Raw genomic sequence first — 18,632 nt, forward strand, 5'->3', positions numbered from 1 at the left:
GACCTGGATTGCCACATTGGCAAGTTCCCTTGCTGCAGCGGCGGGCAGGGTCGCACAGTCGCCGCGGAGGTGGTCACGGTGACCGATGAGCTGGTGGACGAGTACGACGTCGTGGTGGTCGGCGGAGGTGCGGCGGGGCTGAACGGGGCGCTGGTGCTGGCGCGCTCGCGGCGGTCGGTGGTGGTGGTCGACGCGGGCGCACCCCGGAACGCGCCCGCGACGGGGGTGCACGGCCTGCTGGCCCGCGAGGGCATGCCGCCGGGCGAGCTGCTGGAGCGCGGGCGGGCCGAGGTCCGCTCCTACGGCGGCTCCGTCGTCGACGGCGAGGTCGTCGGCGCGGACCGGGACGGCGACGGTTTCACCGTCGGGCTGGCCGACGGCCGGACGGTGCGCGCCCGCCGGCTGCTGGTCACGACCGGGCTGGTCGACGAGCTGCCCGACGTCCCCGGGCTGCGCGAGCGCTGGGGTCGGGACGTGCTGCACTGCCCGTACTGCCACGGCTGGGAGGTCCGCGACCAGGCCATCGGGGTGCTGGCCTGCGGCCCGATGGCGGTGCACCAGGTGCTGCTGTTCCGGCAGCTCAGCGCCGACGTCACGCTCTTCGCGCACACCCAGCCGGCGCCCTCCGGCGAGCAGGCCGAGCAGCTGGCCGCCCTCGGCGTCCCGGTGGTGAGAGGCGAGGTGACCGGACTCGAGGTCGCCGACGACCGGCTCGCCGGCGTGCGGCTGGCCGACGGCACGCTGGTCCAGCGGGCGGCGGTCGCCGTCCAGTCGCGGATGGTCGCCCGCACCGGCTTCCTCGCCGGCCTCGGCCTGACCCCGGTGCCGCACCCGTCGGGGATGGGGGAGCACCTGGTCGCCGACGCGGCCGGGCGCAGCGCCGTCCCCGGCGTGTGGCTCGCCGGCAACGTCACGGACCTGGCCGCGCAGGTCGGTGCGGCAGCGGCGGGGGGTGCGGCCGCAGCGGCCCAGGTCAACCACGACCTGGTCCTCGAGGACACCCGCCGGGCGGTCGCCGCCACCCGCGGGCCGCTGGGGGTCTGAGCGGCGTCCGCCACGTCCAGGAATGGACGGCGCCGGTGCCGCCTTGGCCCCTGAGGTCTGGCCAGCGTGGGCCGCCCGCACCACCGCCTCGATGAATGGACGCCCGTGACCGACCTGCAGGACCGCGCCGCGACCGCGACGCTCACCCCGACGACCGAGGCCCCGCCGCCCAACCGGGCGCTGCTCGCGCTCCTGCTCGGCGCCTTCGTCGCCATCGGGCCGCTGACGATCGACATGTACCTGCCGGCGCTGCCCACCATCGCCGCCGAGCTGGGGACGACGTCGGCGATGGTCCAGCTGACCCTCACCGGGACGCTGATCGGCCTGGCGATCGGCCAGCTGGTCCTCGGCCCGCTCTCCGACGCGTTCGGGCGGCGCGGACCGCTGCTGGCCGGCACGGCGCTGTACGTGGTGGCGTCCTCGCTCGTGCTGGTCGCCCCGAGCATCGAGGTGCTCGGCGTGCTCCGCCTCCTGCAGGGGGTGGGGGCGGCGGCCGGCGCGGTGGTCGCGATGGCGGTCGTGCGCGACCTGTTCACCGGGCGCGCGGCGGCCACCATGCTGTCCCGGCTGTTCCTCGTCCTCGGTGCCGCGCCGGTGCTGGCGCCCACGCTCGGCGGGGAGCTGCTGCGGGTCACGAGCTGGCGCGGCATCTTCGCCGTCCTCGCGGTCTACGGCCTGCTGCTGCTCGCCGTCGGTGCCGTGGCCCTGCGCGAGACGCTGCCGCCGTCCCGGCGCAGCGCCCGCGGCGTCGCAGGCACACTGCGGACCTACCGCGGGCTGCTGCGCGACCGCACGTTCGTCGGCCTGGTGCTCGTCGCCGGGCTGACGATGGCCGGGCTGTTCAGCTACGTCTCCGGCTCCTCGTTCGTCTTCCAGCGCCAGTTCGGCCTCGACGAGCAGGAGTTCGGCCTGCTGTTCGGCGCGGGCGCGTTCTGGCTGATCGCGGCCACCCAGCTCAACCCGGTGGCGCTGCGCCGCTGGTCGCCGGCGCAGGTGCTGGTCACCGGCACCGTGGCCGGGGCGGTCTCCGGCGCGGCGCTGCTCGTCCTCGCCGTCACCGGCACCGGCGGGCTCGTCGCGGTCGTCGTCCCGCTGTGGGCGATGCTCTTCGCCTCCGGTCTGGCGCTGCCCAACGCCCCGGCGCTGGCGCTGTCCCGGCACGGGGAGTCGGCCGGCTCGGCGGCCGCGCTGCTCGGCGCGGTGCAGTTCGGTGTCGGCGCCGCGGTCTCCCCGGTGGTCGGCCTGCTGGGCAACGACGCCGCGGCGATGGGCGCGGTCATCCTCACCGCGCTGGTCCTCGCGATCGTCGTCCTCGTGACCGTCGTCCGGCCGTGGCAGCTGACCGACGCGCCGGAGGACGCCGCAGCCGCCGGCGCCCACTGACCCGTCGCCGGTTGACGACCGGCCGGGTGCGCGGCCACGGTTCCCTGGTGCGCAGCGAGCACCGGGGCGGCCCACCCGCCTCGGACGGGCGTGTGGTCGACCGCCGCGGGCTCGCCCTGCTGACCGTCAGCCACGTCGTGGACGACCTGTACCAGGGGGCGGTGCCCGCGCTGCTGCCGTTCCTGGTGCTGGAGCGGGGCTGGTCCTACGCCGCCGTCACCGGCATCACCCTGGCCGCCACCGTGCTCTCCTCGGTGGTCCAGCCGGCCTTCGGGGTCCTGGTCGACCGCCGGCCCCTGCCGTGGCTGGTCCCGCTGGGCCTGCTGGTCGCCGGGGTCGGCATCGGACTGGCCGGCGTCGGCGACTCCTACTGGTGGACGTGGGCGGCGGTGGCGCTCTCCGGCCTCGGCGTGGCCGCCTACCACCCGGGCGGCCCGGGCGGCCCGCGCGGCCGCCGGCGCCTCGGCGCGGGGGATGAGCTGGTTCGCCGTCGGCGGCAACGTCGGTCTCGCCCTCGGCCCGGTCGTCGTCACGCCCGTGCTGCTCGCCTACGGCGTGGCCGGGACGCCCCTGCTGGCGCTTCCGGCCCTGGGCACGGCCGCCGTCCTGCTGGCTCTCGGCCGCCGGGCCCGCGCCCGCCCGCGCGCGACCGCCGCAGCCGGCGGGGCGCAGCAGCGGGACGACGACTGGCGGTCGTTCGGCTGGCTGACCGGGCTGGTGGTGATCCGCTCGGTCCTCTACTTCGGGGTGTCGTCCCTCGTCGCGCTGTACGTCATCGACCGCTTCGGCGTCCCCGCCCCCGCGGGCTCCGCGGCGCTCGCGACGTTCCTCGCCGTCGGGGCGGTCGGCACGCTCGCCGGCGGCTGGCTCGCCGACCGGTGGGGCCGGGTGCCGGCCATCCGGCTGGGCCACGCGATCGCCGTCCCCGGTCTGGTCCTGCTCGTCGCCGCACCCTCCTGGCCGGCGGCCCTCGCTGCCGTCGTCCTGCTCGGCGTGGGGCTCTACCTGCCCTTCTCCGTGCAGACCACCCTCGGGCAGGAGCTGCTCCCGAACCGGGTCGGCACGGCCTCCGGCGTCACCCTCGGCCTGGCCGTCTCGGCCGGCGGTGCCGTGACACCGCTGTTCGGGGTGCTGGCCGACGCGCACGGCCTGGTGTGGTCGGTGGCCGCGCTCCTCCCGCTGCCGCTGCTCGCGCTGCTGCTCAGCCTGCGGCTGCCCGGGCTGACCGGGTCCGCGGGGGCGGCGCCGTCCCGCGCGGAGGGCCGGCGGGGAGCCCCACCCGAGCGGGCCGCCCCGCACCGCTGAGAGCGCATCCGCCGTCCGCATGGCCTCGCGACCCGGCGCAGCGGCGCGGCCGGGAGCTGCGAATACTGGCCGGGTGACGGAGGGGGGCGCGGACCGGCGGACGTCGTTCTGGCCGCGGACCCGGGTCCGCCGGCCCGCCGACGGCGTCGAGCTGGCGCTCGCGGCCGGTGCGCTGCTGCTCCTCGTCCTGTTCGCCCTCCTGGCGCCCGACGTGCCCACGCCCGGGACCGACCTGGCGGACGCCGTGCTGGGCGGGCTGCCGCGCACCCTGCTCTCCATCGCCAACGGGGTCGCGTCGCTCGCCGTGCTCGGGGTCCTCGGAGCCGTCCTGCTCGACGCGTTCCGGTGGCGCCGCTTCGCGGTCACCTCCGCCGGCCTCGCCTGTGTCCTGGCGGTGGGCGCGGGCGAGGCCGCGGAGTGGCTGCTGGGCCGGCAGGACCTGCTGGGGCCGGCCGAGGACGCGGCGGTCACCCCGATCGCCGCCGCCGTCGGCCTGCTCCTCGGCGCCGACCTGCAGCGGCGCCCGCGGTGGACGACGCCCGCCCGGCTGGCCGTCGGCGCGGCGCTGCTGTGCGCGCTGGGGCTGGGCAGCCTCACCCTGCTCAGCGGGGCGATCGCCGTCCTCGCCGGGCTCACGGCCGGCCTCCTCGTCCGGGTGGTGGTCGGCGTCGTGCCCGCCCGCCCGGACGAGGGGCGGATCCGCGCGGTGCTCGCCGCGGCCGGGCTCCCGGTGGACGAGCTGCGCGCGCTGCCGCATCCGGCGGAGAGCCTGCGCTACGCCGCCACCTCGCCCGGCGGGGACCTCGAGGTGACCGTCGTCGACCCCGACCGCCGCGGCGTCTCGCTGGCCCGCCGCGGGGTGTCGCTGGTGCGGCTGCGGTCGTCGGTCGTCGGCCGGCCCGCCCTCACCCTGCGCGGCCAGCTCGAGCGGGAGGCGCTCTGCGCCGGCATCGCCCGCGGGGCCGACGTCCCCGCCCCGTGGGTGGTGACGCTGCTGTCCGCGGGACCGGCGCTGCTGTCGGTGGCCCGGCCGCTCGCCGGCACCCCGCTCGGGAACGCGGACGGCGAGGTCCCGGGGGAGCTGCGGGCCGCGTTCGCCGCACTCCGGCGGGTGCACCGGGCCGGGGTGGCCCACGGCGCGCTCAGCCCGCGGTCGGTCGTCCTGCTGCCGGACGGCCGGGTCGGCTTCAGCCGGTGGCGCTCCGCGCAGCCGGCGGCCAGCGAGCTGCAGCGCGAGCTGGACCTCGTGGCGCTCCTGGTGACCGCGGCCGCGCACGCCGGGGTCGAGCCGGCGGTGGCCGCGCTGCGGGCCGGCTACGGGACCGAGCCGGCGGCGGAGGCGCGGCTGGCGGCGCTGGCCCAGCCGCTGGTGCTGCCCCCGCCGCTGCGCGAGGCGGTGCGCCGGACCGGCGTCGTCGGCGACCTGCGCACCGCCCTCGCCGGGCCCTCCGGCCCGGCTCCGGCCACGGCGCCGCGGCTCGAGCGCGTCCGGCCGCGGACGCTCCTCACGGTGCTGGCGGCGACGGTCGCTGCCTACGTCCTGGCCTCCCAGCTCTCCGAGGTCAGCCTCGTCGGCACGCTGAGCGCGGCCCGCTGGGAGTGGTTCGCGGTCGCGGTGCTCGGCTCGGCGGTGACCTACGTCGGGGCGGCGCTGGCCCTGCAGGCCTTCGTGCCCGTCGGCCTGCCCCTGGGCCGGACGACGCTGGTGCAGGTCGCGACGGCCTTCGTCACGCTGGTGACCCCGCCGACCGTGGGCCACGTCGGGCTCGGCATCCGCTACCTCCAGCGCTCCGGCGTCCCGCTGTCGACCGCCGCGGCGAGCGTCGCCGTGAGCCAGGTCGTCACCGTCGTGGTCACGGTGGTCGTGCTGCTGGTGTGCAGCTGGGTGAGCGGTGTCTCCGCGTCCCGCCCGACGCTGCTGCCCAGCGGTGAGGTGCTCGTCGTCCTGCTCGTGGCGACGGCGGTGCTCGTCGCCGTGGGCCTGCTGCCGCCGACCCGGCGGCTGCTGCACCGCCGGGTGGAGCCGCTGCTGCGCCAGACGCTGCCCCAGCTGCTCAGCGCGCTCACCCAGCCGCGCCGCGTCGGGACGGCGGTGCTGGGCATCCTGCTGCTCAACGGCGGCTACGTGCTGGCACTCGACGCCTCGTTGCGCGCCTTCTCCGCGTCGCTGTCCCTGCCGACGCTCGTCGTCGTCTACCTGGCGGCGTCCACGATCGGGTCGGCGGCGCCCACCCCCGGCGGGCTCGGTGCCGTCGAGGCCGCGCTCGTCGGCGCCCTGACGGCGACGGGTGTGCCGGTGACCGCCGCGCTCACCGCCGTGCTCGCCTTCCGGACGGCGACGTTCTGGCTGCCGGCCCCCTTCGGCTGGCTCGCCTTCCTCGCGCTCCAACGGAAACAGCGGATCTGACCCGTCTGCGTCCGACCCGCTCCGTCCGCTGCCCTGGATCGCTGACCTGCGGGTTCATCGTCATGCTGTTTTGCCGCGACGTTCGTTCGAACGCTGATCGGGAGCATGGACGGCGGGAGGCGCACGCCCGCCGGCCTCGGGGCTCCTGCCGACCGCACCGTCACCGCCGACCCCGCGGCCACTGCGGCGGCCGACACGGTCACCGTGTCGGCCGCCGCGGACACGACCGTCGACGAGCCGCCGTCTTCCGACGGCGCGAACCCGCCCGCCGGGCTGTCCGGCGGCTGATCCGCCAGCCCACCACGAGATACGAGACCCGGGCGAGCCGTCGTCACCCGATCAGGTGACGGCGGCGGTCACTCAGCGCGAGCGCCGACCGCCGCCCCTAGCTTCCGGCGCATGACCCCTCCGAAGCGCCGCCTGCTGCCCACCGCGCTCGCTGGACTCGCCGTTCTGGCCGCGGCCACCGCCTGCGCCGAGCCGGCGGACGGTGAGGCCGCGGCCGCGTCGTCGAGCACGGAGACGTCCAGCGCGGCCCCCTCGTCCAGCGCGGCCGCCGAGGAGCTGAGCACCGAGGACGAACTGGCCGCCGGACTGCTGCCGACCGACGCCTTCGGGCCGGAGGCCAACGTGGTCACCGTCGACGTCCGGCAGGTGACCACCGGCGCCTCCGGCGGGCTGCCTGAGGGCGCCACGGTCACGCCGCCCGAGTGTGGAGAGGGCCTGGGCGCCACCACGGTCGCCCCCGAGGACTTCGGCGTCGTCGTCGCCCAGTCGGCGACCGCCCCGGACGGCATCACCGTGGAGGTGCTGGCCGAGAGCGAGCAGGTCGGCGACGCCGCACCGGCGTTCGACCAGCTGGTCGAACGGTGCCCGCAGGTCACCGTCGACGCCCCCGACGGCACGTCGGTCACCATCGACTTCGCCGCCTTCGAGGTCCCGGACCTGGGCGACGCGAGCGACGGGCTGCGCTTCACCACCGCGGTCTCCGCACCCGACGGCACGCAGCTCACCGTGCCCTCGCTGCTGGCCGTGGCCAGGGACGGCCAGCGTCTGGTGTTCCTGCAGCGCACCGGCGCGGACTCCGACCCGCTGGACGAGGCCGCCTTCATCGACCTCTTCGAACATGCGGTCCGGACCGCGCAGGGCGCCTGACCCGGCCGGGGACGGCGGCGGTGCCTCCGGCGGCCGGTTCGCGTCGTCCCCGATCTGGTGGCGGTCCCGCGCCGGCGGCCGACGCCGTGCCATCGTCGCTCCGTGCTCGCAGCCCTCGCCCTCGTCGCCCTGGTGCTCGGGGCAGTTGCGGGGGTGCTCGTCAACCGTGCCGCCGGCCGCTTCCCCTGGCCGGCGGACGCCGGTGTCCGGGAGCTGCTGGGCCCGGGGCCGGTCGCCGTCCGGCCGCCGGTGATCGAGTGCGGAACCGCGCTGCTGACCGCCCTCACCGTGCTGCGCTCCGGGCTCACCTGGGAGCTGGCGGCGTTCCTGCTCCTCGCCGTCGCCGGCGTGCTGCTGGCCGTGATCGACCTGCAACACCGGCTGCTGCCCAATCGCGTGGTGCTGCCGGCGCTGGCCGCGGGGGCGGCGCTGCTGCTGGTGCCGGCCCTCGCCGACGGCGCGTGGGACGCGCTGCTGCGGGCGGTGCTGGGCGCGGCGGCCCTGTTCGCGGTCTACCTGGCGCTCGCGCTCGTCTCGCCCGGCGGACTGGGCATGGGCGACGTGAAGCTCGCCGCCCTCCTCGGCCTGTACCTGGGCTGGCTCGGCTGGGGAGCGGTGCTCCTCGGTGCGCTCGCCGGCTTCGTCGTCCAGGCCCTGGTCGCCCTGGTCCTGCTGGCGACCCGGCGGATCGGGCTGCGGGGCGAGCTGCCGTTCGGCCCCGCCATGCTCGCGGGTGCCGCCCTGGTGATCGGCGCCACCGCGCTCCTCCCCTGACCCCTCCGGCAATCCCCGCGGGGATCGCCGGAGGGCAGCGATGACGCGGAGTGACCGCGCGGGGAGAGCCGTCACCCGGTCGGGTGGACGGTGTCGGCCGAAGGGGTGAACGGGGCTCAAGCCGGCAAGCCGCCGACACGACACCCCTGGAGATGCCGCGACGCCGGGTCACCCCGACCCGGACCGGCCGGCACCGTCCCCCAGGGAGTCCCCGTGCTGAACCTGCTCACCAACCCGCTGGCCACCATCGTGACGCTCTACTCCTTCGCCGAGGCGCGCCTCAAGCGCGAGGAGAAGGGCGCGACCGCCGTCGAGTACGGCCTCATGGTCGGCCTCATCGCCGTCGTGATCATCGCTGCGGTCGTCCTGCTCGGCGAGAACCTCGACAAGCTGTTCGACACCATCGGCACCAAGCTCGGCGGCACCGCCACCCCCTGATCTCCGCTCCACCCCACGGCGCAGCGGCCCCGTCCCCCCGGGGCCGCTGCGCCGCGCCGCACCCGGCGACGACGACAGCGGGAGAGGAGGTGGGGGAGGAGTGCGCACCCGACTGCGGGACGAGCACGGCGCGAGCGCCGTGGAGTTCGCGATGATCGTGCCGCTGCTGCTCGTCCTGGTGCTCGGCATCGCCGAGTTCGGGCACGCGTTCCAGGTGCAGGGCACCCTGTCCGCCGCGGCCCGCGAGGGCGCCCGGGTCATGGCCCTGCAGAACGACCCGGCCGCGGCGCGCAGGGCGGTCCGCGAGGCCGCCCCGACCCTCGACCCGGCGGTCACGGACGCGCAGATCACCGTCACGCCGGCCGCCTGCCCGCTGACGAGCACGACCACCACCAACGTGCGCGTGACCGTCGACTACCCGATGCCCTTCCTCACCGACTTCTTCGGCGCCGACATCGACCTGACCGGGACGGGGGTCATGCGGTGCAACGGCTGACCGCCCGCCTCCGCCGCCGGCTCGCCGGCGAGCACGGCGCCTCCGCGGTGCTCGTGGCCCTGCTGCTGGTGCCGATCCTGGGGTTCACCGCGATCGCCGTCGACATCGGTGCCCTCTACGCCGACAAGGCCCGGCTGCAGACGGCGGCCGATGCCGCGGCCCTCGCCGTCGCCCGCGACTGCGCCCGCGGCGCCTGCGGCGACATGCGGGCCACCGCGCAGGACCTGGTCGACGCCAACCTCGGCGGCGCCACCGCAGCCCCGCCGGTGCTCGCCGGCGACCCGCTGCGCGTCACGGTCACCGGCAGCGCGCCCACCGAGCACTGGTTCGCCCCGGTCATCGGGCACGAGTCCACGCAGGTGGCGGCCAGCGCGACGGTCGCCTGGGGTGCGCCCACCGGGGGGACGGCGATGCTGCCGCTGATCTTCTCCTGGTGCGAGTTCGCGGCCCAGACCGGCGGCGGCCTGCCCTCGACCACCACCGAGCGCACCATCGAGCTGCCCAAGAAGTCCGGCACCGGCTGCACCGGGCCGTCCAACATGTTCGTGCCCGGCGGCTTCGGCTGGCTGACCACCGACGGCGGCACCACCTGCCGGGCCACCAGCCGCATCGGCGGGCGCTTCACCTCCGAGCCGGGCAACAACCCCTCGCAGGGCTGCCAGCCCGGCGACGTCGCCGCGCTCGTCGGGCGGACCGTGCTGCTGCCGATCTTCGACGAGGTCGGCGGCACCGGCAGCAGCGCCTGGTACCACGTCTACGGCTACGCGGCGTTCACGATCACCGCCTACCACTTCGGCGGCCCGTACGACTCCGGCCAGCCGTGCAAGGGCGAGGACCGCTGCATCCGCGGCTACTTCACCCGCTTCGTCGACGCCGGCGACTCCTTCACCTACGGCCCCGGTGCGCCCTCTCTGGGCGCCTGGGTCCTCCGACTCGTCCGATAGGGGCCCCTCGTGAGACGCCGACTGATCGCCGCCCTCGCGGCGCTGGTCCTCGCCGCCACCGGCGCCGTGGTCCTGCTGGCCTACGTGCGCGGTGCCGACGCCCGTGCCCTGGCCGGGGTGCAGACCGTGGACGTGCTGGTGGTCGACCGGCCCGTCGCCGAGGGGACGCCGGGGGAGGACCTGGCCGAACTGGTCCGCACCGAGCGGCTGCCGGCCAAGGCCGCGGTCCCCGGCGTCGTGACCGACCTCGGCGAGCTGGCCGGGCAGGTCGCCACCGTCGACCTGCAGCCGGGCGAGCAGCTGCTGGCCGCCCGGTTCGCCGCGCCCGATGACCTGACCGTCCCCGGCACCGTGGCCGCACCCGAGGGGGCTGCGGAGGTGAGCATCCTGCTCGAACCGCAGCGCGCCGTCGGCGGGCGGCTGGCCGCCGGGGACACCGTCGGCGTCCACGTCTCCCTCGACGGCAGGACGCATGTGCTCCTGAGCCGCGTCCTCGTCACCCAGGTGCAGGGTGCGCCGGTCGCCGTCGCGGACGGCGAGGGGACCGACACCGCGTCCTCGGGCGGCGCCGCGCCCTCGGCCAGCCTCATGGTCACCCTCGGGCTGCGCCCCGAGCAGGCCGAGGCCGTCGTCTTCGGCATGGAGCACGGCACCGTCTGGCTCTCCCTCGAGCCCGAGGGCGTCGACACCGGCGGCACCGAGGTCCTCACCCCCGAGAACGTCTACGAGAAGGACTACTCATGAGCCGCGTGGTGCTCGGCGCAGCCGACGAGGAGCTCGTCCTGCGCGTCAAGGAGGCGACCGACGGCGACGTGCACGTGCTGCCCGCCGGCCGGCTGCCCGCCGACCCGGCGCGGCTGTTCGAGCAGCTCGTCGACGGCGAGCTGCCCGACGTCCTGCTGATCGGGCCCGCCGCGGCGCCGGATGCGGTGCTCACGCTCGCCTCCCGACTCGACGTGCAGAGCCCCGGGATCACCGTGGTGCTCATGGCCGAGGCCTCGCCGCAGATGTGGCAGGCGGCGATGCGCTCCGGCATCCGCGACCTGCTCTCGCCCTCCGCCGACGTCCTCACCATCCGGGAGGCCGTCGAGCGCGCCGGCGCCGCCGCGGCCGGACGGCGGCGGGTGCTGCGCCCGGTCGAGGAGACCGCCCGCTACACCGGGCGGGTCATCACCGTGGCCTCGCCGAAGGGCGGCGTCGGCAAGACCACCGTGTCGACCAACCTGGCGATCGGCCTGACCGCGGCCGCGCCCCAGTCGACGGTGCTGGTCGACCTCGACGTCCAGTTCGGCGACGTGGCCTCGGCGCTGGGACTGGTGCCCGAGTACGCGCTGCCCGACGTCGCCCACGGCCCGGCAACCGAGGACACGATGGTCCTCAAGACCTTCCTCACCCAGCACCCCAGCGGCCTGTACGCGGTGTGCGGCGCGGAGTCCCCGGCGGCCGGCGACACCGTCACCGCTGCCGACGTCAGCCGGCTGCTCACCTCGCTGGCCCGCGAGTTCCGCTACGTCGTCGTCGACACCGCGCCGGGGCTGTCGGAGCAGACCCTGGCCGCCCTCGACCGCGCCACCGACGTGGTGATGCTCAGCAGCATGGACGTCCCCGGCGTCCGGGGGCTGCGCAAGGAGCTCGACGTGCTGCGCGAGCTCTGCATGATCCCGGCCGGCCGGCACGTGGTCATGAACCTCGCCGACGCCAAGGGCGGGCTGTCGGTGCGCGACGTCGAGACCGCGATCGGCACCGGGGTGGACGTCGTCCTGCCCCGCTCGGCCGCGGTGCCGCCGTCGACCAACCAGGGCGTGCCGATCCTCGCCTCGGGCCGCCGCGACCCGGTGGTCAAGGAGCTGCGCCGGCTGGTGTCCCGGTTCGCCGCCACCCCGATCGTGCGGCCGGGCCGCTACCGCGCCAAGCACCGGGCGGCGTCGTGACCTCCGCCTTCGTGCACCGGGCGGCGTCGTGAACCTCGCTTCCCGGCTCGCCGCGGCCCAGGGGCGGCCCCTCGCCCCGGAGGCCCCCGCGGTCCTGCCGGCCCCGCGGCCGGTGCCGGCGGTCGTGGCCCCACCCACCGACGCGCTCGCCAAGCTCAAGGACCGCGTCGCCAAGGCGCTGTTCGAGCGCATGGGCAACCGGATGAACGACCCGTCGCTGTCGGAGGAGCAGCTGCGCGCCGTCGTCCTCGGCGAGCTCGACGAGGTCGTCGAGGAGGAGAAGGTCCCGCTCTCGGCCGACGAGCGCGCGCGGCTGACCGCCGAGCTGGCCGACGACGTCCTCGGCTACGGCCCGCTGCAGCGGCTGCTCGACGACCCGAGCGTCACCGAGATCATGTGCAACGGCCCGGACGCGGTCTACGTCGAGCAGGACGGCCGGCTGGTGCGCACCGCCGCCCGGTTCACCTCCGAGGAGCACCTGCGCCGGGTGATCGACCGGATCGTCTCCCGGGTGGGACGGCGGGTCGACGAGTCCTCGCCGCTGGTCGACGCCCGGCTGGCCGACGGCTCCCGGGTCAACGCGATCATCCCGCCGCTGGCCTTCAGCGGATCGACGCTGACCATCCGCAAGTTCGCCAAGGACCCGTTCACCGTCGACGACCTGATCGGCTTCGGCACGCTCTCGCCGGAGATGGCCGAGCTGCTGCGCGCCTGCGTCGAGGCCCGGCTCAACATCATCGTCTCCGGCGGCACCGGCACCGGGAAGACGACGCTGCTCAACGTGCTCTCCTCGTTCATCCCCGAGGGCGAGCGGATCGTCACCATCGAGGACGCCGTCGAGCTGCAGCTGCAGCAGGACCACGTCGTCCGGCTGGAGTCCCGGCCCCCCAACATCGAGGGCCGGGGCGCGGTCACCATCCGCGACCTGGTGCGCAACTCGCTGCGGATGCGCCCCGACCGGATCGTGGTCGGGGAGTGCCGCGGCGGGGAGTCGCTGGACATGCTGCAGGCGATGAACACCGGCCACGACGGGTCGCTGTCGACGGTGCACGCCAACTCCCCGCGCGACGCGATCGCCCGCCTCGAGACGCTCGTGCTCATGGCCGGGATGGACCTGCCCCTGCGGGCCATCCGGGAGCAGATCGCCTCGGCCGTCGACGTCGTCGTCCAGCTGACCCGGCTGCGCGACGGCACCCGCCGGGTCACCCACGTGACCGAGGTGCAGGGCATGGAGGGGGAGACGGTCACCCTGCAGGACGCCTTCCTCTTCGACTACTCCGCCGGGGTGGACGCCGCCGGCCGCTTCCTCGGCAAGCCGGTGCCCACCGGGGTGCGGCCGCGGTTCACCGACCGGTTCGCCGAGCTGGGCATCCAGGTCTCGCCGCGGGTCTTCGGCACCGTCGAGCCGCGGCGGGGGTGGGCCTGATGCTGCTCGTCGCGGGCCTGCTCGCGGTCACCGGCGCGCTGCTGGTGCTCGCCCTCGTCGTCGTCCCGGCGGGGCCGCGGCCGGTGCCGCTGTCCCGGCTCGACCCCACGGTGGTCCCGCCGGCGTCCGCGCTGGCCGGGGCGTCGGCCGCCGCGGGTGCCGCGGTCGAGCGGGTGCTCGCCCGGCGCGGGCTGGTGGCCCGCGGCGCGGCCGCGCTGGAGCGGGCGGGCGTGGCGACGGCACTGCCGGACGTCGTCCTGCTGGTGGGCCTGGGCGCCGTCGTCCTCGGCGGGCTCGGCCTCCTGCTCGGCGGGGTGCTGCTCGCGCTGCTGTTCACGGTGCTCGTCCCGCTGGGCGCGAAGGTGGCGCTGGGGCTCCGGCGCGGACGGCGGCAGGCGGCCTTCGCCGACCAGCTCGACGACTCGCTGCAGCTGATGGCCTCGAGCCTGCGCGCCGGGCACAGCCTGCTGCGCGCGGTCGACGCGGTCTCGACCGAGGCGGCGTCGCCGACGGCGGAGGAGTTCGCCCGCATCGTCAACGAGACCCGGGTCGGCCGCGACCTCGGCGACGCCCTCGACGAGGTGGCCGACCGGGTGGCCAGCGACGACTTCCGCTGGGTCGCCCAGGCGATCGCCATCCACCGCGAGGTCGGCGGCAACCTGGCCGAGGTGCTCGACACCGTCGGGCACACCATCCGCGAGCGCAACGCGATCCGCCGCCAGGTCAAGGCGCTGTCGGCCGAGGGCAAGCTGTCGGCGGTCGTGCTGATGGCCCTGCCGTTCGGCATCGTCGGGTTCCTGTCGGTGACCAACCCGGCCTACCTCGCCGGCTTCACCGAGGGCCTCGCCGGTTACCTGATGATCGCGACGGTCGTCGTGCTGCTCACCGTCGGCGGGCTGTGGCTCAAGAAGACCGTGGCGATCCGGTTCTGATGCCACCGACCCCCGCGCTCGCGGCCGTGCTGGCCGTCGCCCTCGCCGTCCCGCTGCTGGGGTGGGCGCTGCTGGCCCGCCCGCAGGACGCCGCCACCCGCGCCCGGGCCAACCTGACCCGCGGCCTGGAGCTGCCCGGCGCGGCTCCCGCCCGCCCGCGGCCCCGCCTGCTGCCACGGCTGGCCCGCGCCCTGACCCCGGCCGGCACGGTCGCCCGGCTCAACCGGCTGGCCGGCGCGGCGGGACGCCCGGCGGAGTGGCCGGTGCCCCGGCTGGTCGCGGCCAAGCTGGTGCTCGCCCTGGTCGCCGCGGCGCTCGGGGTGCTGGTGGTGTCGGCGAGCCCCGGCCCGCTGACCGTGCTCGTGGCCGTCGTCGTGACCGGGGTGGCCTACGTCGTCCCGGAGCTGCTGCTGTACAGCCGCGGGCAGGAGCGGCAGCAGGCGATCGCGCTGGAGCTCGCCGACACCCTCGACCAGATGACGATCGCGGTGGAGGCCGGGCTGGGCTTCGAGGCGGCGATGGCCCGGGCCGGGCGCAACGGCCGCGGCCCGCTCGCCGAGGAGCTGGTGCGCACGCTGCAGGACGTCGCCGTCGGCCAGCCCCGCCGCGAGGCCTACCTGGCGCTGGCCGAGCGGACGGCGGTGCCCGACCTGCGCCGGTTCATCCGCGCGGTGGTGCAGGCCGACGCGTACGGCGTCTCGATCGCCGACGTGCTGCGCACCCAGGCGGCCGAGATGCGGCTCAAGCGCCGGCAACGGGCCGAGGAGAAGGCGATGCAGATCCCCGTCAAGGTGATCTTCCCGCTGATCCTGTGCATCCTGCCGACGCTGTTCATCGTGCTGCTGGGCCCGGCCGCCCTCGACATCGTCGACGCCTTCAGCGGGGGGTGAGCAGTGGCGAGATCGGCGGTCTCGTGGCGATCAGCAGCTGATGGCCACGAGACCGCCGATCTCGCCGAGCGGGTGGCGTCAGCTGCCGCTGCGGGGCTGGGCCGGGTTGGTCGGGTCGCCCTGGGACGGCGGGTTGATCTTCGGGCCGGTCGTCGCCTCGGAGACCTTCGATCCGCCCGCGGCGTGCGTTGGGTCGTCGGCGGCCGGGGCCGCGGGGTCGCCGCCGGAGGGCTGGGCGCCGTCGCGCAGCGCGGCCAGGCGGTTCTCCATGATCGTCACCACCTGCACCCGGTCGGCGTGCGCGCGCTCGTACTCCAGCAGCGTCTGCAGGCCCGCGGCGTCCAGTGTGCGGATCCGCGATGCCAGCCCCTCCACGGGGAGGTGGTCGTAGTCGGGCAGCGGCAGTCGGTCGTGCTCGGTCATGCCCGACCGCCTACCCCTGCCGCGGTCCATCGACACCGGGGTGTGAGGGCACGGTCGGTGGGTAGGCGGCGGAGGCGGGTCAGCCCGGGTTGCGGGCCCCGCCACCCAGCCCCCAGCGATCGAGGAGTGGTCCCACCCCCATGGACGTGTCCTTCCTGGCGCCGGTCTTCAGCGCCTCCGGGCCCTACGCCACGGTGTGCGCCGACGTCACGCACACCACCGAGAACGCCGACACCGAGCTCGAGCTGCGCGTCCGTGCCCTCGCCGAGCGGCTCGAGGGCCAGGGCGCGCCGGAGGCCGTCGTCGAGGCCGTCCGCAGCCGCCTGCTCGAGGCCAACGAGGGCGGCGAGATCGCCACGCTCCGCGGCCGGGCCCTCGTCGTGGCGGCCGACGGCTCGGTGGTCCTGGACCAGCCACTGGTCGACCAGCCGCGCCAGGAGGTCGCCGAGTACTCGCCCACGCCGGACCTGATGCCGGTGCTGCGCCAGATGCCCGGCCGGGTGCCGCACGTCGTCGTCCTCGTCGACCGCACCGGCGGGGACATCACCTACGTCGGGCTGCCCGGGCAGGACGCCGAGGAGGAGACGGTCAAGGGCGAGACCTGGCACATCCGCAAGGTGAAGGTCGGCGGCTGGGCCCACGACCACTGGCAGAACAGCGCCGAGGGCCAGTGGGAGGACAACGCCGACCGGGTGGCCGAGCGCATCGCCTCCTACGCCCGCCGGTTCGCCCCGCGCTTCGTGCTCGTCGCCGGCGACATCAGGGCCCGGAACATCCTGGCCGACCGGGCCGGTGACGCCTGGAAGGACCTCGTCGTCACGATGGAGGAGGGCGGCCGCGCGGCCGGCGCCGACCGCGAGGCGGTCGACCGGCGTGCCGCCGAGCTGGTCGCCGAGCACGAGGCGCACGAAGAGGCCGACACCGTCGAGAAGGTGCAGGCCGCCGCCGCGCACGGGCTGGCCGTGACCGGCACCGCTCCGGTCGTCGAGGCGCTGCGCAAGAGCCAGGTCGAGACGCTGGTGCTCGCCGACCAGCCGGACGACGAAAAGCTGCTGGTCGGCCCCGACCCGCTGCTGCTCGGCACCGAGCAGGGCGACATGGACGCACTCGGCGTGCAGCAGGTGCACTCGGTGCCCGCCGAGCGCGCCCTCGTCGCCGCCGCGGTGGCCAGTGACGCCGGCATGGTCGTCGTCCCCCGCTCGGCGATGCCCGGTGACATCCCGGTCGCCGCGATCCTGCGCTACACCGACGACTCCACGCCGACCCCCCAGTGACCCCGACCCCCGATCGATCGGAGACCCCGTGACCGACCCGCACCAGCCCGCCACCGCACCCGGCACGTCGCCCGGCGACGTCGAGCACCGCGCCGCGCTTGCCGAGGCCCTCGGCAAGGAGGTGTGGCCGGCCGACCGCGACACCCTCGTCGCCAAGGCGCAGGAGGCCAACGCCCCCGACCGCGTGCTGTCCGACCTGCGCCGGCTGCCGTCGGGCCAGCAGTTCGACAACGTGCAGGACGTCGCCCGCGCCCTGGGCATCGGCACCGAGCAGCAGCGGTTCTGAGATGACGACCCAGAAGGAGCCCAGCCCCGAGGCCTGGGCCAATGTCACCCACCACAACGTCGAGACCCGGTCGAACCCGGTGCTCCCCGAGGAGCAGGACGCCGGCCTGGAGGAGAAGGCGGCCGAGCTCATCCTCGCCGAGTCCGAGGAGCGCACGATCCACCCGGACCCGGACGACGCCCAGGGTGCGCACCGGCGCTCCGAGGACACCGCGGACCTGCCCTGAGCACGTCGGCCCGACCCGGTGCGGCCCACGAGCACGAGGTCCAGCTGCGCTGGTCGGACCCGGACTCACTGGGCCACGTCAACCACGCCCGGGCCCTGAGCCTCATCGAGGACGCCCGGCTCGCCATGACCGCAGGCGGGCCGGGCGACCGCGGGATCATCCTGGCGCGGCTCGAGGTCGACTACCTCCGCCAGCTGTACTACCGCACCGGCGAACGGCTGTGCGTGCGCAGCTGGGTGACCCGGCTGGGCACGAAGTCGCTCACCGTCCGGCAGGAGCTGGTCCAGGACGACGCCGTGGCCATCCGGGCCGACGTCGTGCTGGTGCTGTTCGACTTCGCCACCGACACCAGCCGCGCCATGACCGACGGCGAGCGCGCCCACTGGACCCGCTTCCTGAGGTGACGTTCTTCCCCGGCTTCGCGGAACGACGGGCCGACGTCGGCGACGGCGTCGAGCTCCGGGTGCGGGTGGGCGGCTCGGGCCCGCCGGTGGTGCTGCTGCACGGGCACCCGCGCACGCACACCACCTGGCATCGCGTGGCGCCGCTGCTGGCGGCGGCCGGGCACACCGTCGTCTGCCCGGACCTGCGCGGCTACGGCCGCTCGTCGAAGCCGCCGACCACCGACGACCACGGGCCGTACTGCAAGCGCGCGATGGCCGGCGACGTGGTCGCGCTGATGCGGGGCCTCGGGCACGAGCGGTTCGCCGTCGTCGGGCACGACCGCGGCAGCTACGTCGCGCTGCGCACGGCCCTCGACCACCCCGGTGCCGTCACGCACCTCGCCGTCCTCGACTGCATCCCGATCGTCGAGCACCTCGACCGCGCCGACGCCCGGTTCGCCGCCGCCTGGTGGCACTGGTTCTTCTTCGCCCAGCCCGACAAGCCCGAGCGGGCCATCGGCGCCGACCCCGACGCCTGGTACGGCGCGCTGGCATCCGGGAAGGCCGAGGTCATGGGGGAGGAGAACCACGCCGACTTCCGCCGCGCGATCGCCGACCCCGCCACGGTGCACGCCATGCTCGAGGACTACCGCGCCGGCCTCACCGTCGACCGCGCCGCCGAGGAGGCCGACCGGGCCGCCGGCCGGCGGGTCGCCTGCCCGACGCTGGTGCTCTGGTCGGCCCACGACGACCTCGAGGAGCTGCACGGCGACCCGCTGCAGATCTGGGCGGACTGGACGAGCGACCTGCGTGGCGGGGGTCGCGTCGACAGCGGCCACCACATGGCCGAGGAGGCCCCGGATGAGCTGGTCGCGGCGTTGGTCCCGTTCCTGACCGGCTGATCCCGGGTAGGGC

21 protein-coding genes and 1 pseudogene are annotated in these 18,632 nt (G+C 75.9%); 21 read left to right on the forward strand and 1 reads right to left on the reverse strand.

The genetic code is table 11. The annotated features are described in order from the left end of the window. Positions 1-78: 78 nt before the first annotated feature. From CNO22_RS00970 to CNO22_RS01040, 16 genes and pseudogenes are all read left to right on the forward strand, one after another. The gene (locus CNO22_RS00970; protein ID WP_100497527.1) at positions 79-1,044 is read left to right on the forward strand and encodes an NAD(P)/FAD-dependent oxidoreductase; all 966 of its coding nucleotides are present in this window, start codon (positions 79-81) and stop codon (positions 1,042-1,044) included. 105 nt (positions 1,045-1,149) lie between these two features. Further along, a complete protein-coding gene (locus tag CNO22_RS00975; protein ID WP_232806701.1) occupies positions 1,150-2,427 on the forward strand; it encodes a multidrug effflux MFS transporter in 1,278 nt (425 codons plus the stop codon). A 185-nt stretch (positions 2,428-2,612) separates the two neighbouring features. After that, positions 2,613-2,795: pseudogene (locus CNO22_RS30020) on the forward strand (MFS transporter); the annotation flags it as partial. Between the two features lie 106 nt (positions 2,796-2,901). Beyond that, entirely contained in the window at positions 2,902-3,732 is an 831-nt protein-coding gene (locus CNO22_RS28710) for an MFS transporter (RefSeq protein ID WP_232806702.1), read from the forward strand. 73 nt (positions 3,733-3,805) lie between these two features. After that, positions 3,806-6,139 carry a lysylphosphatidylglycerol synthase transmembrane domain-containing protein gene (locus CNO22_RS00985; RefSeq protein ID WP_100497495.1) on the forward strand — a complete coding sequence of 778 codons (2,334 nt, stop codon included), beginning with the start codon at positions 3,806-3,808 and terminating at the stop codon, positions 6,137-6,139. 105 nt (positions 6,140-6,244) lie between these two features. Further along, on the forward strand, positions 6,245-6,427 hold the full coding sequence (locus tag CNO22_RS00990; protein WP_100497496.1) for a hypothetical protein: 183 nt from the start codon (positions 6,245-6,247) through the stop codon (positions 6,425-6,427). Between the two features lie 111 nt (positions 6,428-6,538). Continuing rightward, positions 6,539-7,294 (forward strand): hypothetical protein, encoded by a 756-nt coding sequence (locus CNO22_RS00995; RefSeq protein ID WP_100497497.1) that lies wholly within the window; start codon positions 6,539-6,541, stop codon positions 7,292-7,294. Positions 7,295-7,396: 102 nt separating this feature from the next. Then, positions 7,397-8,068 carry a prepilin peptidase gene (locus tag CNO22_RS01000; protein WP_100497498.1) on the forward strand — a complete coding sequence of 224 codons (672 nt, stop codon included), beginning with the start codon at positions 7,397-7,399 and terminating at the stop codon, positions 8,066-8,068. Positions 8,069-8,281: 213 nt separating this feature from the next. After that, positions 8,282-8,506, forward strand: a complete 225-nt coding sequence (locus tag CNO22_RS01005; protein ID WP_100497499.1) for a Flp family type IVb pilin — start codon at positions 8,282-8,284, stop codon at positions 8,504-8,506. 100 nt (positions 8,507-8,606) lie between these two features. Continuing rightward, positions 8,607-9,002, forward strand: coding sequence for a TadE/TadG family type IV pilus assembly protein (locus CNO22_RS01010; RefSeq protein ID WP_100497500.1), 396 nt, complete (start codon positions 8,607-8,609; stop codon positions 9,000-9,002). Beyond that, positions 8,990-9,946, forward strand: coding sequence for a pilus assembly protein TadG-related protein (locus CNO22_RS01015; protein WP_232806703.1), 957 nt, complete (start codon positions 8,990-8,992; stop codon positions 9,944-9,946). The genes CNO22_RS01010 and CNO22_RS01015 overlap by 13 nt, the downstream gene beginning before the upstream one ends. 9 nt (positions 9,947-9,955) lie before the next feature. Continuing rightward, a complete protein-coding gene (gene cpaB, locus CNO22_RS01020; RefSeq protein ID WP_100497501.1) occupies positions 9,956-10,690 on the forward strand; it encodes a Flp pilus assembly protein CpaB in 735 nt (244 codons plus the stop codon). Next, positions 10,687-11,877 (forward strand): AAA family ATPase, encoded by a 1,191-nt coding sequence (locus tag CNO22_RS01025; protein WP_100497502.1) that lies wholly within the window; start codon positions 10,687-10,689, stop codon positions 11,875-11,877. The genes cpaB and CNO22_RS01025 overlap by 4 nt, the downstream gene beginning before the upstream one ends. A 28-nt stretch (positions 11,878-11,905) precedes the next feature. After that, positions 11,906-13,303, forward strand: a complete 1,398-nt coding sequence (locus CNO22_RS01030) for a CpaF family protein (protein WP_100497503.1) — start codon at positions 11,906-11,908, stop codon at positions 13,301-13,303. Further along, entirely contained in the window at positions 13,303-14,235 is a 933-nt protein-coding gene (locus CNO22_RS01035) for a type II secretion system F family protein (RefSeq protein WP_100497529.1), read from the forward strand. Before CNO22_RS01030 ends, CNO22_RS01035 begins: the two co-directional genes overlap by 1 nt. Continuing rightward, positions 14,235-15,125, forward strand: a complete 891-nt coding sequence (locus CNO22_RS01040) for a type II secretion system F family protein (RefSeq protein ID WP_100497504.1) — start codon at positions 14,235-14,237, stop codon at positions 15,123-15,125. The genes CNO22_RS01035 and CNO22_RS01040 overlap by 1 nt, the downstream gene beginning before the upstream one ends. 78 nt (positions 15,126-15,203) lie before the next feature. Here CNO22_RS01040 and CNO22_RS01045 read toward each other — a convergent pair whose 3' ends face one another. Then, positions 15,204-15,548: a hypothetical protein gene (locus CNO22_RS01045; RefSeq protein WP_100497505.1), complete on the reverse strand. Its 345-nt coding sequence runs from the start codon at positions 15,546-15,548 to the stop codon at positions 15,204-15,206. A gap of 140 nt (positions 15,549-15,688) precedes the next feature. Here CNO22_RS01045 and CNO22_RS01050 point away from each other — a divergent pair, with 140 nt between their 5' ends. From CNO22_RS01050 to CNO22_RS01070, 5 genes are read left to right on the forward strand one after another with little or no spacing between them, the layout of a single operon-like run. Beyond that, positions 15,689-16,822 carry a baeRF2 domain-containing protein gene (locus tag CNO22_RS01050; protein ID WP_100497506.1) on the forward strand — a complete coding sequence of 378 codons (1,134 nt, stop codon included), beginning with the start codon at positions 15,689-15,691 and terminating at the stop codon, positions 16,820-16,822. A gap of 28 nt (positions 16,823-16,850) precedes the next feature. Further along, positions 16,851-17,108 carry a DUF2795 domain-containing protein gene (locus CNO22_RS01055; RefSeq protein ID WP_100497507.1) on the forward strand — a complete coding sequence of 86 codons (258 nt, stop codon included), beginning with the start codon at positions 16,851-16,853 and terminating at the stop codon, positions 17,106-17,108. A 1-nt stretch (position 17,109) separates the two neighbouring features. Then, positions 17,110-17,334: a hypothetical protein gene (locus tag CNO22_RS01060; RefSeq protein WP_100497508.1), complete on the forward strand. Its 225-nt coding sequence runs from the start codon at positions 17,110-17,112 to the stop codon at positions 17,332-17,334. 44 nt (positions 17,335-17,378) lie between these two features. Then, on the forward strand, positions 17,379-17,738 hold the full coding sequence (locus CNO22_RS01065) for an acyl-CoA thioesterase (protein WP_269799562.1): 360 nt from the start codon (positions 17,379-17,381) through the stop codon (positions 17,736-17,738). After that, the gene (locus CNO22_RS01070) at positions 17,735-18,619 is read left to right on the forward strand and encodes an alpha/beta fold hydrolase (RefSeq protein WP_100497510.1); all 885 of its coding nucleotides are present in this window, start codon (positions 17,735-17,737) and stop codon (positions 18,617-18,619) included. The genes CNO22_RS01065 and CNO22_RS01070 overlap by 4 nt, the downstream gene beginning before the upstream one ends. Positions 18,620-18,632 lie beyond the last annotated feature (13 nt).

Origin of the sequence: Geodermatophilus chilensis (assembly GCF_002802985.1) — a bacterium.
Taxonomy (GTDB): domain Bacteria; phylum Actinomycetota; class Actinomycetes; order Mycobacteriales; family Geodermatophilaceae; genus Geodermatophilus; species Geodermatophilus chilensis.

Coding starts and splice junctions, on each gene's coding strand:
- CNO22_RS28710 (WP_232806702.1), top strand. CDS start 2,902: ATGAGCTGGTTCGCCGTCGGCGGCAACGTCGGTCTCGCCCTCGGCCCG.
- CNO22_RS00990 (WP_100497496.1), top strand. CDS start 6,245: ATGGACGGCGGGAGGCGCACGCCCGCCGGCCTCGGGGCTCCTGCCGAC.
- CNO22_RS00995 (WP_100497497.1), top strand. CDS start 6,539: ATGACCCCTCCGAAGCGCCGCCTGCTGCCCACCGCGCTCGCTGGACTC.
- CNO22_RS01025 (WP_100497502.1), top strand. CDS start 10,687: ATGAGCCGCGTGGTGCTCGGCGCAGCCGACGAGGAGCTCGTCCTGCGC.
- CNO22_RS01035 (WP_100497529.1), top strand. CDS start 13,303: ATGCTGCTCGTCGCGGGCCTGCTCGCGGTCACCGGCGCGCTGCTGGTG.
- CNO22_RS01040 (WP_100497504.1), top strand. CDS start 14,235: ATGCCACCGACCCCCGCGCTCGCGGCCGTGCTGGCCGTCGCCCTCGCC.
- CNO22_RS01045 (WP_100497505.1), bottom strand. CDS start 15,548: ATGACCGAGCACGACCGACTGCCGCTGCCCGACTACGACCACCTCCCC.
- CNO22_RS01050 (WP_100497506.1), top strand. CDS start 15,689: ATGGACGTGTCCTTCCTGGCGCCGGTCTTCAGCGCCTCCGGGCCCTAC.
- CNO22_RS01060 (WP_100497508.1), top strand. CDS start 17,110: ATGACGACCCAGAAGGAGCCCAGCCCCGAGGCCTGGGCCAATGTCACC.